Source organism: Proteus mirabilis ATCC 29906, from assembly GCF_000160755.1.
In the GTDB taxonomy this organism is placed as follows: domain Bacteria; phylum Pseudomonadota; class Gammaproteobacteria; order Enterobacterales; family Enterobacteriaceae; genus Proteus; species Proteus mirabilis.
Window position 1 is genome coordinate 206,127 of record NZ_GG668578.1, and the last position, 16,439, is coordinate 222,565.

At 39.0% G+C, this 16,439-nt stretch carries 12 protein-coding genes and 1 tRNA gene; 3 read left to right on the forward strand and 10 right to left on the reverse strand.

The genetic code is table 11. The features are described from left to right. Positions 1–90: 90 nt before the first annotated feature. Positions 91–167: transfer RNA gene (locus HMPREF0693_RS09070), tRNA-Asp, on the reverse strand. A gap of 122 nt (positions 168–289) precedes the next feature. Continuing rightward, on the reverse strand, positions 290–1,048 hold the full coding sequence (dnaQ, locus tag HMPREF0693_RS09075; RefSeq protein WP_004244974.1) for a DNA polymerase III subunit epsilon: 759 nt from the start codon (positions 1,046–1,048) through the stop codon (positions 290–292). A gap of 65 nt (positions 1,049–1,113) precedes the next feature. On the opposite strand from dnaQ, the gene rnhA reads away from it, so the two are divergent. Further along, positions 1,114–1,593, forward strand: coding sequence for a ribonuclease HI (rnhA, locus tag HMPREF0693_RS09080; protein WP_004244975.1), 480 nt, complete (start codon positions 1,114–1,116; stop codon positions 1,591–1,593). 24 nt (positions 1,594–1,617) lie between these two features. Here rnhA and HMPREF0693_RS09085 read toward each other — a convergent pair whose 3' ends face one another. After that, positions 1,618–2,331 carry a class I SAM-dependent methyltransferase gene (locus tag HMPREF0693_RS09085; protein ID WP_004244976.1) on the reverse strand — a complete coding sequence of 238 codons (714 nt, stop codon included), beginning with the start codon at positions 2,329–2,331 and terminating at the stop codon, positions 1,618–1,620. A 37-nt stretch (positions 2,332–2,368) separates the two neighbouring features. Here HMPREF0693_RS09085 and gloB point away from each other — a divergent pair, with 37 nt between their 5' ends. Beyond that, positions 2,369–3,124, forward strand: coding sequence for a hydroxyacylglutathione hydrolase (gene gloB, locus HMPREF0693_RS09090; protein ID WP_004244977.1), 756 nt, complete (start codon positions 2,369–2,371; stop codon positions 3,122–3,124). 73 nt (positions 3,125–3,197) lie between these two features. Continuing rightward, positions 3,198–4,532: a murein transglycosylase D gene (mltD, locus tag HMPREF0693_RS09095; RefSeq protein WP_004244978.1), complete on the forward strand. Its 1,335-nt coding sequence runs from the start codon at positions 3,198–3,200 to the stop codon at positions 4,530–4,532. An 88-nt stretch (positions 4,533–4,620) separates the two neighbouring features. Here the strand turns inward: mltD and HMPREF0693_RS09100 are convergent, their stop codons facing one another. From HMPREF0693_RS09100 to rlmD, 7 genes are all read right to left on the reverse strand, one after another. Further along, positions 4,621–6,258: an alpha-keto acid decarboxylase family protein gene (locus HMPREF0693_RS09100; protein ID WP_004244979.1), complete on the reverse strand. Its 1,638-nt coding sequence runs from the start codon at positions 6,256–6,258 to the stop codon at positions 4,621–4,623. Positions 6,259–6,442: 184 nt separating this feature from the next. Further along, the gene (locus tag HMPREF0693_RS09105; protein ID WP_004247295.1) at positions 6,443–7,825 is read right to left on the reverse strand and encodes an SLC13 family permease; all 1,383 of its coding nucleotides are present in this window, start codon (positions 7,823–7,825) and stop codon (positions 6,443–6,445) included. Between the two features lie 320 nt (positions 7,826–8,145). Next, entirely contained in the window at positions 8,146–9,447 is a 1,302-nt protein-coding gene (eno, locus tag HMPREF0693_RS09110; RefSeq protein ID WP_004244982.1) for a phosphopyruvate hydratase, read from the reverse strand. Between the two features lie 64 nt (positions 9,448–9,511). Continuing rightward, a complete protein-coding gene (pyrG, locus tag HMPREF0693_RS09115; RefSeq protein ID WP_004244983.1) occupies positions 9,512–11,149 on the reverse strand; it encodes a glutamine hydrolyzing CTP synthase in 1,638 nt (545 codons plus the stop codon). Positions 11,150–11,660: 511 nt separating this feature from the next. Continuing rightward, entirely contained in the window at positions 11,661–12,458 is a 798-nt protein-coding gene (gene mazG / locus HMPREF0693_RS09125) for a nucleoside triphosphate pyrophosphohydrolase (RefSeq protein WP_004244985.1), read from the reverse strand. A 110-nt stretch (positions 12,459–12,568) separates the two neighbouring features. Further along, positions 12,569–14,809 (reverse strand): GTP diphosphokinase, encoded by a 2,241-nt coding sequence (gene relA / locus HMPREF0693_RS09130; RefSeq protein ID WP_004244986.1) that lies wholly within the window; start codon positions 14,807–14,809, stop codon positions 12,569–12,571. A 55-nt stretch (positions 14,810–14,864) separates the two neighbouring features. Continuing rightward, on the reverse strand, positions 14,865–16,190 hold the full coding sequence (gene rlmD / locus HMPREF0693_RS09135) for a 23S rRNA (uracil(1939)-C(5))-methyltransferase RlmD (protein WP_004244987.1): 1,326 nt from the start codon (positions 16,188–16,190) through the stop codon (positions 14,865–14,867). Positions 16,191–16,439 lie beyond the last annotated feature (249 nt).

Here is a 16,439-nt window from a genome sequence, read left to right on the forward strand (position 1 = left end):
GAAATATCCAAATCTAAGTAAGTCAATAATGGTATTCCATCATAACCTAAAAAAAAACGCCATGCTAATCAATAGCATGGCGTCATATTCTGGCGGAACAGACGGGACTCGAACCCGCGACCCCCTGCGTGACAGGCAGGTATTCTAACCAACTGAACTACCGCTCCGCGTATCCTTTCGGACGAGATGAATATTACGAATCTCTTACCTTGTCGTCAACTATTTTTCTAACAAAAAGATGCGTTTGGATAGTTTTTAATCTCAACACTCTATTTATATCACTTTACCTTTAGGCAGTTTCATCATTCGAAGCAGGAGCTGGACGCCATAAACAGTGGCCTCCTTTTTTCACCACTAAATCTAACCGAGCTTCGTGCGCAACTAACTCTTCTGCAGAGGCTTTTATTACTCTTAATCCACGCACTGGTCGTACAATACGTTGTATATCATCCCCTTTTTGCTCTTCGTTCGGTTCACCTTCCATTGAAAAAGCTAATGCGGTTTGCCCACCGGTCATAGCTAAGTAAACATCAGCGAGGATCTCGGCATCTAATAATGCGCCGTGCAGTGTTCGTTTGGAGTTATCAATTAAATATCTGTCACATAGCGCATCTAGATTATTGCGTTTGCCAGGAAATAACTCCCTTGCCATAGCAAGGCTATCGGTTATTTGGCAAAAAGTTTCTGTGAGAGGAATATCACGGTTAAGCTTCTGAAACTCATAATCCATAAAGCCGATATCAAACGAGGCGTTATGGATAATTAATTCTGCACCACGAATATACGCTAAAAACTCATCCGCTATTTCTGCAAATGAAGGACAATCTTCTAAAAATTCGTCACTGATCCCGTGAACTTCAAAAGCTTCAGGATCAACCAGTCTTTCTGGTTTTATATAAACATGGAAATTTCGCCCAGTTAAGCGACGATTGATAACCTCAACGGCACCAATTTCAATGATATTATGGCCTTCATAGTGAACGCCCAGTTTGTTCATACCGGTAGTTTCGGTATCTAGTACAATTTGTCGTGTGATTGGAGTGCTCATAATCCGTTTTTATGTCAGACTTAGGGTTAATTTTTCGTATTACTTAAAAAGGATAAGTCGCCTTTATGCACAAGCAGGTAGAAATATTCACCGATGGTTCATGTTTAGGCAACCCAGGTCCTGGTGGTTATGGTGCAATTTTACGCTACCAACAGCATGAAAAAACCCTTAGTGAAGGTTTTTTTATGACCACCAATAACCGCATGGAACTCCTTGCTGCTATCGTAGCATTAGAAGCGTTAAAATTCCCTTGTAAAATTACACTGACTACGGATAGCCAGTATGTCAGACAGGGAATTACCAAGTGGATACATAGTTGGAAAAAACGCCAATGGCGTAAAGCAGATAAAAGCCCTGTGCTGAATGTTGATTTATGGAAGCGTCTTGATAAAGCCATTGAGCGTCATGAAATTGAATGGCATTGGGTTAAAGGTCATGCAGGCCATGACGAAAATGAACGCTGTGATGAACTGGCCAAAGCGGCCGCGCAATCTCCCACAAAAGAAGATACTGGCTATCTAGAAAGTCAACAAGATAAAACCTGAGAGTAATAACGGCAGATAGTGATATTAATCAGGTCGATTACGTGTAGCGCCTAAAACTCTGCCTTTTACACTCATACGCGGTAATGCAAACTTCATCGCGGTGGGTGTTAAAGGAAGCGTTCTTTTACGTGCTAATATTAAATTTAAACATCCCCCGACATGATAGCGCTTACCATCACGTTTTACGGGACGGGAAAATGGCATAATCTGGAAGTTCTGTTGTGTTATCACTTCATAATTAAGCACACTTAACCAATCAACTTGGCGACGAAGTGAAAACATCCGACAATAATAGGGCTGTTTATGCCGTAAAATAGGCGTACATTTTCCTATACCTAATAGGCTGATAGGATTAAAACTTGATAGGATGATCCAACCGTCATCCACTAATACACGATCGGCTTCTCTTAATAACCAATGAGGATCTGCACTGTAATCTAAAACATGAGCCATAAGACAGACATCAACCGATTTATTTTCAAATGGCAGATAATTGAGAGACGCCATAACATCTGTGTTTGTCGTCGTTGTAGTCACGTTAACTTGATGTGAGACCATACTGGATTTAGTATCGAGTTCAGCACTAAGTTGACCTAATTTAAGCATATGAAAACCGTATATTTTCGGCCACCAATTTTGTAATCGCAATTCAATTGCCATACGGTAATATTCTCCCCAAGGAATATTACGCCAAGAGCTTGGCATACAAATTGGTTTTCCCGAACGCGCTGCTTTCATCGTTTAACCCTTTTATATTTATAAGTAAGGTAACTTTATGGAGCTTATCAGAATTCCCGCTTTATCCGATAACTACATTTGGCTATTAAGTAATGAAAATAGTGAATGTGTGATTGTCGATCCTTCCCAAGCCAAACCGGTTATAGATACTATCTCACAACGTTCATTAACACCTGTCGCTATTTTGTTAACTCATCACCACGAAGATCATGTCGGTGGTGTTGCTGGGTTGGTTAGTAAATATCCTAACATTGAGGTTTTTGGTCCACAAGAAACACAAACTAAAGGCGCTAATAAAATTATTCATGATCAAGAACACATTATTGTTGATTCTTTTTCTTTTTTAGTCATCGGAACACCAGGCCATACATTAGGTCATGTCGCCTACTATAGCGAACCTTATTTATTTTGCGGTGACACGCTATTTTCCGGCGGTTGCGGACGTTTATTTGAAGGTAGTGCACAACAAATGTTTAGCTCATTACAAAAGTTAATGGCATTACCTGATAACACCTTAATTTGTTGTGCCCATGAGTATACATTAGCTAACTTGACCTTTGCGCACCATATTATGCCAAAAAATCCTGATATTACCGATTATTTAAACAAAGTTACTGAAATGCGCCATCATTTGCAACCAACAGTGCCGATAACACTGAAAAATGAAAAGAATATTAATCTTTTTCTAAAATCTGACGATATTGATTTACAAAGAATTTTAGGTATAACTTCTAATACTTATGCTCCAATAAAGACATTTACAAAATTAAGAGAATTAAAAGACAACTTTTAGTTCCTATCGGTTGTTTTATTTGGGAACACTAGTATTATTTAGGGCAAAAAACACACAGGACTAATTTTCGAACATGAAGACAAAAGTGATTTTGTTCTCTATATTGCTATTGGCGGGTTGCCAGCAATCTAAGAGCATAAAACCCGATTTGTCTGCGATAACACCCACATCTTTAGGGACTTCAACTTCTTACCAACCACAATATGATATAAAAACCAATTTGTGGGGTTATGTAGTAAGTGAATTAAAAATGGATATCCCTGACAATGAAAGGATTTCGCAGCAAGAAACTTATTTTTTAAATAATCCAAAACATATACAAACCGTTGCATTACGTGCAGAGCCTTATATGTATTGGATTATTGAGGAAATAGAAAAACGTAATCTACCGATGGAGCTTGCACTGGTTCCGGTGGTAGAAAGCGCGTTTAATCCTCATGTCACCTCTTCAGCTAAAGCGGCGGGCTTATGGCAATTTGTCCCTGTCACAGCTAATTATTATGGTCTAGCACAAAATCAATGGTATGACGGTCGCCGTGATGTTGTCGCTTCTACTAATGCAGCCTTAGATTTGCTTGAGCGCCTTTACATTATGTTTGATAGCGACTGGCCTTTAGCATTAGCCGCTTACAATGCGGGCGAAGGTCGTGTTATGCAAGCGATAAAAGCTAATGAGAGCAAAAACCTACCTACCGATTACTGGTCACTTTCATTACCCAAAGAGACCATGAATTATGTGCCTAAAATTCTCGCATTAAGTAAAGTTATCCGTGACAATGAAGCCGATATCACTTTCCCGAAAAGTAACTATCGCGATAAATCATTAGCCGCAATTGATATTGGCGAACAGATAACATTAAGCAAAGTCGCTGAACTTAGCCAATTACCTATTACAACCGTAAAAGACTATAACCCAGGCTATAAGCGCGGGATCACCGCACCAAATGGCCCTCATGTTATTTTGCTTCCTCGTAATAAACTTGCGCAGTTCCAAAATGCGTTTGCTGACGAAGCGATTTTAAAGACCATCCGTTTAGCGGTCGCTAAAGCCAATCAGTCGATTAAACAAGAAGGCATTTATAAAGTCCGCTCCGGTGATTCTTTTTATGCCATTGCTCGACGTTATAATATGAGTGTAAAAGAGCTACAACGACTCAATGGATTAAGTGCAAAGAGTACCTTATTAGTTGGGCAAACATTAAAAATTCATAATGCAGGTAGTGTGAACAATCGTCCAACAAGCAAACCAACCGGCGCTTCACCAAGTTACTATAAAGTTCGTCAAGGTGACTCTTATTACAGTATTGCTCGTCGTCACAATATTAATCTTAAGCAATTAATGAGCTGGAATGCTGATATCAAGATGTTAAAACCGGGAACGCAATTAACGCTTTACTTAAAAAAATAGTTTTTAGCGCCTTGATAAACAGTTAACGCCATCTAACTATCGAGCGGATAGTTAGATGGCTGTTTACTTTATAACATTTTAATACCCATCATTTATACTGATTAAGCAACGCAATAAATTCACTGATTGGCTCCGAATAGTCATGTTTATCCATATCAAGTTCAACAAGGCACAGTTTATCTTGATGCACTTTTAATAAAGGTAATACGGTTTCTAACGCTTCTAGACTATCCACTTTCACGCTATAAGCATCACAATTAAATAGCTCAGGTAACTGTGAGTAATTCCAGTTTTGGATATCATTAAAGGTATCTTTAGGCCCGTAAAAGATCTTTTCAAATGCGTAACCTTGATTATTAACAATAAAAATAACGGGATTGAGTTTTAAGCGTAATAAAGTAGAAAGCTCTTGTGCAGTCATCTGAAATGCACCATCACCAATAACAACAAAGGCACGTCCTTGGTTTTCTAATGCAAGAGTAACACCTAATGCGGCGGGTAAAGTATAACCAATGGATGCCCAAATATTACTGACCACTAATTGACTGTTACCAGAAAATATATGATTAACAGCACATAAAAAAGCATTACCTGCTTCAGCAAGAATAACCGAATTATCATCAAGGACTTTATCTAACAGAAGAGGAATAGAATCTATTTTTATCAGTCCTTGCCAATCAGGCGGTACTATTTTTTGCGGTAGTAACGCTATGTTGTGGGGATAAATATAGTCAAGGGCTAATAAGGCGTTAGGCATATCGAGTAAAGAAACGCCATAAATCTTCTCTTCCTCTATTAAGCTATAAGTATCATAAAATTGATAGCAATTTTGTGTGGGAACGTCGAAGGTAAATCCCGCTGTATTAACTTCATCCCAACTCACCCCAAGACTAATAATTAAATCAGAATTTATAATATAATCTAAACCTTGTGGATTAGATAATTCACCAAATAATATTCCACCATACTGTTGACGCCCTTCATCAACAACCCCTTTACTTCCCCATACAGTAAAAAACGGCAGATTAGTTTTTTCTAATAAATTCTCAACTTGTTTTCTTAATTGGTAACGTGATACTTGTTCGCCAATAATAATACATGGTGATTTTGATTGCTTAATTTTATTTTCAAGAAGAGTAATAACTTTATTTAAATCGTCGGGATTACTTTGAGGTAATGTTAATTGTAATGGTAACTTTGGTTTATTAACTTTCATCACGCCGACATCCTCTGGTATTAATAAATAAACCGGATATCGATAACGCCACAATGTTTCTAATACTCTATCAATTTCTTCCGTCGCATTGTGATATGTTAATACAGCCGTTGTTTTTGAAATATGACGATACATTTTTTCAAAGGCATCAAACCTACCCGTCGCTAAACAATGATGTAATGTTTTTCCTTTCTCTTGCTTTGACTGAGAAGGCGCACCAACAATATGAATAATGGGAACCTGCTCTGCAAATACGCCAGCAACACCATTTATCGCACTTAACTCCCCCACTCCATAGGTTGTACACAGAGCAGAAAAACCTTTGATCCGTGCGTATCCTTCACAAGCATATGATGCATTTAATTCATTACATGCGCCTACCCATTGAATATCTTTATCATTATCAACAACACCAATAAAAGGTAAATTATAATCGCCGGGAACACCAAAAATAGTTTTAATTTCTAACTCTTTTAATCTTACTAATAAATAATCTAAAACTGTAATCATACCCTGTACCTACTATTTTTATTAGAATAAAGAATGAAATTAAAGTATAGGTACAATTTGTTTTTTTTCTAATTTAATAAAATTAAAAAAATTAGAATAATTAAAATAAAAAAACTAATTTAATTAAAATAAAAAAGGTACCTATTTTTATAGATACCTTTTATTTATTAATTAGTAATTGTAATTATAACCAGAAGAACCAAGCAAAGAGAGAGATAACTAAGATACACACAAGGTTAAGTACCCCACCTACACGTACCATCTCTGTCTGTTTAATATATCCGGAGCCAAATACAATCGCATTGGGTGGCGTTGCCACTGGTAACATAAAGGCACATGATGCACCGATACCAATAATCATCGTTAACGCCATAACAGGCATACCTAAAGCTTGTGCCACCGTTGCAAAGATAGGAACAAGTAACGCAGCGCTGGCGGTATTACTGGTGAATTCAGTTAAAACAATAATAAAGGTTGTTACAGCAAGAATAATGACAAACCAATGGCTGTTACCAAAAGTATCTTTCATAAAATCAGCCATAACCAAACTTGCACCAGAAGATTGTAAAATTGCGCTCAGTGTTAAACCACCACCAAACAGCATTAATACGCCCCACTCTGTATTTTCCTGAATTTGGCTCCAACTTGCTACACCCGTCACCCCGATAACAATAGCGGCACTGACTGCAATGACGGTATCTAAATCTTTCACACCACCGAAAGCGCTACTGATAAAGGAGCTAAAGATCCAGCAAAATACCGTTACTAAGAAGATAATCATGGTAATAACACGTTTGTTATTCCACTCTAACACTTCTAATTTCAGATCAAACTTATGTTTTAGGTTAGGACGTAGCATCAGATACATCACAATAAACATGATAGGCAATAGCACTAACATGATTGGAACACCGTACTTCATCCAAGTAATAAAATCTAAATTTAGTTGAGCAGCAGCAATTGCATTTGGCGGGCTACCCACCAACGTACCTAAACCACCGATACTGGCACTATAAGCAACACCTAATAGTACGAAGACGAAAGTATTACGTTCTGAACGAATATCTAAGTTAGATAAAATGCCTAACACTAACGGTAACATCATTGCCGCAGTTGCCGTGTTACTGATCCACATTGAGAGTAATGCCGTTACCCCAAAAAGTAACAAGACAGCAATGGAGAGCTTGCCTTTAGCAATCATCAATAAGCGGTTAGCGATTAAGCGATCTAATCCTTGAATATGAAGCGCTGTTGCTAATGCAAATCCTCCGAAGAATAAGAAAATAATCGGATTAGCAAAAGATTTTAGCGATTCATTGGTGTTCATTAACCCGAGCACTACCGCAAGGATTGGAATAAACAACGCTGTAATAGTTACGTGAATAGCTTCTGTCAGCCATAACACACCCACAAACACCATTAACGCTAAACCTGCATTAGCTTTTGGATCGTAGGGTAAAAATTCTAGCAATAACAGCAGTAGTACAACGTCGATTGCTAAAATAATTAACCCTCGTTTGTTTATCGGGCTTGATTTCGCCGATGGGGCTAAATTGGACGCATCCATGATAATACTCCACATTAGCTGACGTGAACATTAAGTTCACTAAGCCATAATTGTTAACGAAATAGGTTATATGTGAAATATAAAAACATTTCACTCCATTGAAAATGTGCAAAAGTTATAATTGGGATCTGATCCACGAGAATTAACCGATTTATTAATAAAAGAGTAAAAATTGAACACTATTTTCTCTTACGCATCACACTTTTTATTCCATTGTTCTAGTGTAAATATCCTACTTTCCCTATCTAGCGCCAAAAAAAATGGGTGAACAATACATTCACCCATTTAAAATTAATAAATCTTTCTAATCGAAATTACGATTATGCTTGGCCTTTAACTTCTTTCAGACCATTGAAAGGTGCTTTGCTACCTAATGCTTCTTCGATACGGATCAGCTGGTTATATTTAGCAACACGGTCAGAACGGCTCATAGAACCTGTTTTGATTTGACCTGCTGCTGTACCTACTGCTAAATCAGCGATAGTTGCATCTTCTGTTTCACCAGAGCGGTGAGAGATGATAGCAGTATAACCTGCGTCTTTCGCCATTTTGATAGCAGCTAACGTTTCTGTCAGTGAACCGATTTGGTTGAATTTGATCAGGATAGAGTTAGCAATACCTTTATCGATACCTTCTTTTAGGATCTTAGTATTAGTTACAAACAGGTCGTCACCAACCAGTTGGATTTTGTCACCAAGTACTTTAGTTTGGTATGCGAAACCATCCCAGTCAGATTCGTTTAAGCCATCTTCGATAGAAACGATTGGATACTGTTTAGTCAGTTCTTCTAAGTAATGAGTGAATTCTTGTGAAGTGAAAGTTTTACCTTCGCCTTTCAGTTCGTAGTTACCAGTCTCATTGTTATAGAATTCAGATGCAGCACAGTCCATAGCCAGAGTTACATCTTTACCTAAAACATAACCCGCAGCTTCTACTGCTTCTTTGATAGCCGCTAATGCAGCCGCATTAGATTCTAAGTTTGGCGCATAACCACCTTCATCACCCACCGCAGTGTTCATGCCTTTTGCTTTCAGCACTTTTGCTAAGTGATGGAAGATTTCAGAACCCATACGAACCGCTTCTTTCAGAGTAGGCGCGCCAACAGGTTGGATCATAAACTCTTGGATATCAACGTTGTTATCAGCATGCTCACCACCATTGATGATATTCATCATTGGTAAAGGCATTGAGTATTGACCGTGAGTACCGTTCAGATCAGAAATATGCTCATACAAAGGCATACCTTTCGCTGCAGCAGCTGCTTTTGCGTTTGCTAAAGAAACAGCTAGGATTGCGTTTGCACCAAAGTTTGATTTGTTTTCAGTACCATCTAAATCGATCATGATTTTATCGATATTAGCTTGGTCTTTAGCATCTTGACCCAAAAGAGCTTTAGCGATTGGTCCATTAACAGCTTCAACCGCTTTCAGAACACCTTTACCTAAGAAACGTGACTTATCGCCATCACGTAATTCTAAAGCTTCACGAGAACCTGTTGATGCGCCTGATGGAGCCGCCGCCATACCAACAAAACCACCTTCTAAGTGAACTTCAGCTTCAACTGTTGGGTTGCCACGAGAATCGATAATTTCACGACCAAGTACTTTAACGATTTTGGACATACGGTTTTCCTCTGTACAAGTTAAATTTCCGAGAAGAGAGATACGCGCTCTCTTCTCACATATCCTATTTTAGCAAGCCTTTTTGGTAGTCAAAGGCTGCTTTCACAAAGCCAGCAAATAACGGATGGCCGTCACGTGGCGTTGAGGTAAACTCAGGGTGGAATTGACAAGCAACAAACCAAGGATGATTTGGATTTTCAATAATTTCCACCAGCTTGTTATCAACTGAACGACCTGCAATACGTAAACCCGCATCTTCGATACGTTTTAACAGTAGATTATTCACTTCATAACGATGACGATGACGCTCTGTAATGGTATTTTTACCATACAGAGTACGCACTAAACTATCGCCACTTAAATGACAAGGTTGTGCACCAAGGCGCATTGTTCCACCTAAGTCACTATTTTCTGTACGCACTTCAAGATTGCCATTCTCATCACGCCATTCAGTAATAAGCGCAATAACTGGGTATTTACAATCAGGTGCAAACTCTGTGGAGTTAGCATCTTCCATATTGGCAACATTGCGTGCAAATTCAATCATAGCCACCTGCATACCTAAACAGATGCCTAAATAAGGGATTTTATTTTCACGTGCATATCGAGCAGCCATAATTTTGCCCTCAACACCACGTTCACCAAAACCACCTGGAACTAAGATTGCGTCTAACCCTTTTAGGATTTCTACACCACGAGTTTCCACATCTTGAGAATCAATTAATTTGATATTTACCGCAACACGGCTTTTGAAACCACCATGTTTTAATGCTTCAATCACTGATTTATAGGCATCTGGTAATTCAACATATTTACCAACCATACCAATGGTAACTTCGCCTTCAGGGTTGGCTTCTTCGTAGATAACCTGTTCCCATTCAGACAGATTTGCCACTGGGCAATCTAAGCTGAATCGTTTACAGATATAATCATCTAATCCTTGCGATTTCAAGAGTGCAGGGATTTTATAAATGGAATCGACATCTTTTAATGAGATAACCGCTTTCTCGGGAACATTACAAAACAGTGCAATTTTGGCGCGTTCATTAGCTGGAATAACGCGATCTGAGCGACAAATTAATGCATCTGGTTGAATACCAATCGAGAGTAACTCTTTTACAGAGTGTTGCGTTGGTTTGGTTTTTACTTCACCCGAAGCCGCTAAATAAGGCACTAATGTTAAGTGCAGATAGAAAGTATGCTCACGCCCTACTTCCGCCGCCATTTGACGGATAGCTTCTAAGAAAGGAAGTGATTCGATATCACCGACAGTACCACCAACTTCAACTAACACGACATCATGACCTTCACCGCCACGGATGATGCGTTCTTTGATTTCATTAGTGATATGAGGAATAACTTGGATAGTAGCACCAAGATAGTCACCACGACGCTCTTTGCGTAGCACTTCTGAGTATACACGGCCGGTCGTAAAGTTATTACGACGCGTCATTTTCGTGCGAATAAAGCGCTCGTAATGGCCTAAGTCAAGATCAGTTTCAGCTCCATCGTCAGTGACGAAGACTTCTCCGTGTTGAATTGGGCTCATCGTACCTGGATCGACGTTAATATACGGATCTAACTTCATCATGGTGACATTGAGTCCACGGGCTTCTAGTATAGCCGCTAAAGAGGCTGCGGCAATGCCTTTACCCAGAGAGGATACGACCCCGCCGGTCACAAAAATATAATTCGTTTTCATGCTGAACCTGAAAGTTTAGGTGTATTTGGATGATGGATATAACTGGACGGGAACACAGTATACCCGAACCTTATTTTCGCTACAAACATTCTTAGTTGTATAAAGTTCTTTTTCATCACATTACTTATCCGTTTAAACACGAAAAAACAGTAAAAATTCAATCAACTAAACCCGTGAAAATATTTCTCAAGCATTTTAGCTTAATCCTTTCAGCTAAGATATCACTTTTAGAGAATAGATGCTTTATTTTTTTCACGATATAAAGTGTAGCAGGTTTCGTGACATATCTTTTGCTTATGATCATGCTTTTAATTTTTTTGAGGTTAATCACACTTTTTAGCAAATCAAATGCAACAACGATATTTAAAGCCACCTAAAATAAAAAAAGCGAAATTACCTTTTATAATTTCGCCTTTTATAATTTTTTATAAAAAGTGAGCAAAAACAATGAGATTCTATCTATTGTTTTTCGCACTTAATGTCACAAAAACAAATAATGATGAGTCATTCTTCACTCAATTTCTTTTTCCTTCGCTTTTTGCCAACTGATCTCCATCTCTTCTAATGAAGCATTTTCTATGTTTATACCCTGCTCTGTGAGCATTTTTTCAACAAACCTAAACCGTTGCTCAAATTTACGACAAGCTCGATTAAGTGCCTGCTCTGGCTTCTGTTTTAAATGGCGCGATAAATTAACCACAGAAAAAAGCAAATCCCCCAACTCATCCTCAATACGTTGATCATCTCTAGGGGCTTTTTTCACCTCTGCCATCACTTCATCTATTTCTTCATACACTTTATCTAATACAGGAGAAAGCTCGTGCCAATCAAAGCCAACGGAGGCACAGCGCTTTTGTATTTTCTCTGCTTTCATCAGTGCCGGTAAAGTAGCAGGAATATCATCAAGTAATGAATATTGTGCTTTCGCTTCACGCTCTTGAGCCTTGATTTTTTCCCAACGATGCTTTTCAGTCGCTAAATTATTTTCATTTTCTGTAGCAAAAATATGTGGATGACGACGTTCTAATTTATTGCTGATAGCTTCGCAGACATCATTAAAATCAAATAATTGCTGTTCTTGCGCCATTCTGGCATAAAAAACGACCTGATAGAGTAAGTCCCCTAACTCCTCTTTAAGTGCGCTAAAATCTTTGCGGGCAATAGCATCCAGTACTTCATAGGTTTCTTCTAATGTATAGGGGGCTATGGTGTCAAAGGTTTGTACCCTATCCCACTCACAGCCTGTTTGAGGATCACGTAATTGCGCCATAATGGCTAATAAACGTAAAATTTCACGGTTTTCTGACATTATCTGGCCTTGTATATAAAAGTGATCGTTATGTCGAGTTAACAAAATTTCGTAAAAAAATGCCAAGACACATTGTGCTTGGCATTTTATCCGTTAAGGTGACCAATGTCTTAATGAGAAAAGCGTTTGGCTTCTATGACATCAGGTAATTGATTGAGTTTCGCTAAAATACGCCCTAATACTTGGAGATTATAAATCTCAATATTCATATCAATGGTCGCTATTTGTTGCTTCACATCACTGCGGCTACTAACTCCCAGCACATTCACTTTTTCATTAGCTAAAATAGTGGTGATATCGCGTAATAAACCACTGCGATCATTAGCCACAACCCGCACCACTAATGAATAACCACTTGAGTAATTCTCACCCCACACCGCATCGACAATACGCTCTGGTGCGTGAGAAAGTAACTCAGCTAATTGATCACAATCTGCACGGTGAATTGAAATACCACGTCCTTTGGTAATAAATCCAACGATATTATCGCCAGGAATAGGTTGGCAACAACGTGCGATATGATGCATTAAGTTCCCGACACCCTCGACCACAATACTGCCACCACCTGACGTGGTTGTTTTTGGTGTAGCCGTTTTATTTTCTAATGAGCGTAACGCCTCTTTGTCTTCATCTTCCGCTGTGGCTTTATTCAGCTTACTTTGTAAGAAATTGACTAATTGATTGATACGGATATCACCAACGCCTATACCTGCCAGCACTTCATCAAGACTATGGACGTTATAACGAGCAATCAGCAGTTTTTCTGCTTCTTTCATATTAATATCAAGCGGCGCTAATTCATTATCTAAGATTTGGCGGCCTGCAATAATATTTTTATCGCGATCTTGTTTACGGAACCAGTTGTGGATCTTTGCTCTACCACGACTGGTTGTCACATAACCAAGATTAGGATTTAGCCAATCTCGGCTTGGATTAGGGTGTTTTTGAGTAATAATTTCAATTTGATCGCCCATTTGTAGCTGATAGCTAAATGGAACGATGCGCCCGCCGATTTTAGCACCAATACAGCGATGACCAACATCACTATGAATATGATAAGCAAAATCTAATGGTGTCGAGCCTGCAGGTAAATCAATCACATCCCCTTTTGGCGTAAAGACATAGACGCGATCATCAAATACTTGGCTACGTACTTCATCTAGCATTTCACCAGAATCAGCCATCTCTTCTTGCCATGCAATTAATTTACGTAACCACGCAATACGATTTTCATAACTTCCCGTCCCGCCTTTGGTTGTTGCACCAGTAGCACCTTCTTTATATTTCCAATGCGCTGCAACACCTAATTCAGCATCTTCATGCATCTGACGAGTACGTATTTGGATCTCAACGGTTTTACCTTCAGGGCCAAGTACTACCGTATGAATAGATTGGTAACCATTTGGTTTTGGATTGGCAACATAATCATCAAATTCATCGGGTAAATGACGAAAATGAGTATGTACAATACCTAAAGCGGCATAACAATCTTGTAGGCGTTCGACAACAATACGTACCGCACGAACATCAAATAGCTCATCAAAGGCGAGATTTTTTTTCTTCATTTTTCGCCAAATACTATAGATGTGCTTGGGACGTCCGTAGATATCGACTTCAATATTCTCTTGCTGCATATAACCACGCACCGTACTGACGAAATTATCAATATACTGTTCGCGATCAATACGGCGTTCATGCAGTAAATTTGCAATTTGCTTATATTCATCAGGATGAAGATAACGGAAACAGAAATCTTCAAGCTCCCATTTTAATTGTCCAATCCCCAATCGATTGGCTAATGGTGCATAGATATTAAAACACTCTTTTGCCGCTAAGACTCGTTCATCCTCAGTGGCATCTTTCACTTCACGTAAATGGGCAATCCGCTCTGCGAGTTTAATAACTACACAACGAAAATCTTCTACCATAGACAATAACATACGGCGTACATTATCGACTTGTACTGAGCTAGTTTCGTTGGTATGTGTCGCTTTAAGCTGGCGAATAGCATCCATCTCCATTACGCCACGCACTAAATTCCATATCGCCTCACCAAAATGTTCAGTGATAACTTCCTGGTTAATAAGATCTTCTTCAGCAAGTGGGAAGAGAAGTGCTGCCCTCATGCTATCTTTATCCATACTGAGTGTCGAAAGAAGTTCAACCATCTCAACACCGCGCCATAGCAACAGTTGCGCATCTTCACGGCCCAGAACAGTACGATGACAGTATTCCCAGGTTTGCATGATTTCACTCCCCGCATTCGCATGAGTTAAATTCAAGCTATTAACCCATTTATCAACGGCAAACTCCCCTGCAGGTGTTAAGTGAGCACTTCTAACTGCAACCATATTCTCTCCCTACTCGATATAAATCTTATCTGCGACTTATTGAGTGGCTATCTGTTTATTTGCGAATAAACAATGCCATTGATTCCAGATGCCCTGTTTGTGGAAACATATCCAACATTCTTAACTGGGTTAGCTGATATCCGGAATCTAATAATATCTTACTATCTCTGGCTAACGTGGTCGGATTACAGGAAACATACACAATTTTTTCTGCGGATAACGTCACAATATGTGACATCACTTGTGCAGCTCCCGCTCTTGCGGGATCTAGCAGAACTTTATTAAATCCTTCCTGTGCCCAAGGCATAGCAGAAAAATCGGCGGATAAATCAGCATGCCAAAACTGAACATTATCTAATTGATTAAGTTCAGCATTTTTTTTCGCCATTGCCACCAGTGCAGGAACACCTTCGACACCAACGACTTTATCAACACGCTTTGCCATAGGTAATGTGAAGTTACCCATGCCACAAAACAAGTCTAGTACGCGATCGTTTGGCGATAAATCGAGCCATGCTATCGCTTGAGCAACCATCTTATGATTTATTTCATCATTAACTTGAATAAAATCCGTTGGTGCAAAGTGTAATTTTAGACCCTCTATCTGATAGAAGGGTTCCTTCTCAATCGTTGTTAATTGTGCGATCTCACCATTATCACCCGCCAGATATATCATCACTTGAGCGTGATGAGAAAAATCATCTAACAATTGCTTATCACCCTCAGATAGCGGTGATAAATGACGCAAAATCACTAATGGCCCATTATCTGCTAACACTAATTCCACATGACCTAAATCACGCACGACAGAGAGTTGCTTTAAACACTGCCACAGTGGCAATAACAGTACATTAAGTTGTGGTTTTAATACTGGGCATTGGGTGACCATCACTAAGTCATTAGAGAGTGCTTGGCGAAATCCCATTACCAAACCCTTTTTAGGGTGATAACGTAACCCTAATCTTGCTCGGCGCCGATAGCCATACTCCGCACCGGCAATAACAGGCTGTGCTGAAATGACCACATTAGTTTCACGTTTAATAAGATGTGATAAAACCTCAGCTTTAGTGGTACGTTGCCAATCAATAGGCACATGTTGTTGCTGGCACCCACCACAATGTTGATAGTACTGACAGGGTGGTGTCACTCTTTCTGGGTTTGTGGTTAACCGTGTGATCACTTCTCCCTTGGCAAACTGGCGTTTTTCTTCGGTCAAACGAATGCGTGCAGTTTCTTGTGGAAGTAATCCTTTAACAAAAATGGTTTTGCCCTCAGCATGAGCAATACCTTGACCGTTAGCATCCAATGCATTAGCGGTTACCGCCAAGTTTTTTACCTGTTTTTTAGCAGGACGTTTTTTAGGGGAATAAAACTGCACCATAGTATTAAATTTTATGAATCTATTGCGGATTAACTCTAAAACAGCCTAGTTTGACATTTTCACTCCGCAAACAGAATTAAGTGTTTACTAGACCATTTAGAATAAGATATGAGGAGAGTATACCATCGAACAAGTTATTTACTTAACTGATATAAGCAATATTTTTATGAAATCGAAAAATATTTTTATGCTAACAAGTAGAAGTACTCTTTTATATAGATTTAATATTATTCTATAACTAAAAACTAT

Bases quoted from the DNA above. Each gene is read 5' to 3' on its own strand.
- dnaQ (WP_004244974.1), bottom strand. From the start codon at position 1,048: ATGAGCACTCCAATCACACGACAAATTGTACTAGATACCGAAACTACC.
- rnhA (WP_004244975.1), top strand. From the start codon at position 1,114: ATGCACAAGCAGGTAGAAATATTCACCGATGGTTCATGTTTAGGCAAC.
- HMPREF0693_RS09085 (WP_004244976.1), bottom strand. From the start codon at position 2,331: ATGAAAGCAGCGCGTTCGGGAAAACCAATTTGTATGCCAAGCTCTTGG.
- gloB (WP_004244977.1), top strand. From the start codon at position 2,369: ATGGAGCTTATCAGAATTCCCGCTTTATCCGATAACTACATTTGGCTA.
- mltD (WP_004244978.1), top strand. From the start codon at position 3,198: ATGAAGACAAAAGTGATTTTGTTCTCTATATTGCTATTGGCGGGTTGC.
- HMPREF0693_RS09100 (WP_004244979.1), bottom strand. From the start codon at position 6,258: ATGATTACAGTTTTAGATTATTTATTAGTAAGATTAAAAGAGTTAGAA.
- HMPREF0693_RS09105 (WP_004247295.1), bottom strand. From the start codon at position 7,825: ATGGATGCGTCCAATTTAGCCCCATCGGCGAAATCAAGCCCGATAAAC.
- eno (WP_004244982.1), bottom strand. From the start codon at position 9,447: ATGTCCAAAATCGTTAAAGTACTTGGTCGTGAAATTATCGATTCTCGT.
- pyrG (WP_004244983.1), bottom strand. From the start codon at position 11,149: ATGAAAACGAATTATATTTTTGTGACCGGCGGGGTCGTATCCTCTCTG.
- mazG (WP_004244985.1), bottom strand. From the start codon at position 12,458: ATGTCAGAAAACCGTGAAATTTTACGTTTATTAGCCATTATGGCGCAA.
- relA (WP_004244986.1), bottom strand. From the start codon at position 14,809: ATGGTTGCAGTTAGAAGTGCTCACTTAACACCTGCAGGGGAGTTTGCC.
- rlmD (WP_004244987.1), bottom strand. From the start codon at position 16,190: ATGGTGCAGTTTTATTCCCCTAAAAAACGTCCTGCTAAAAAACAGGTA.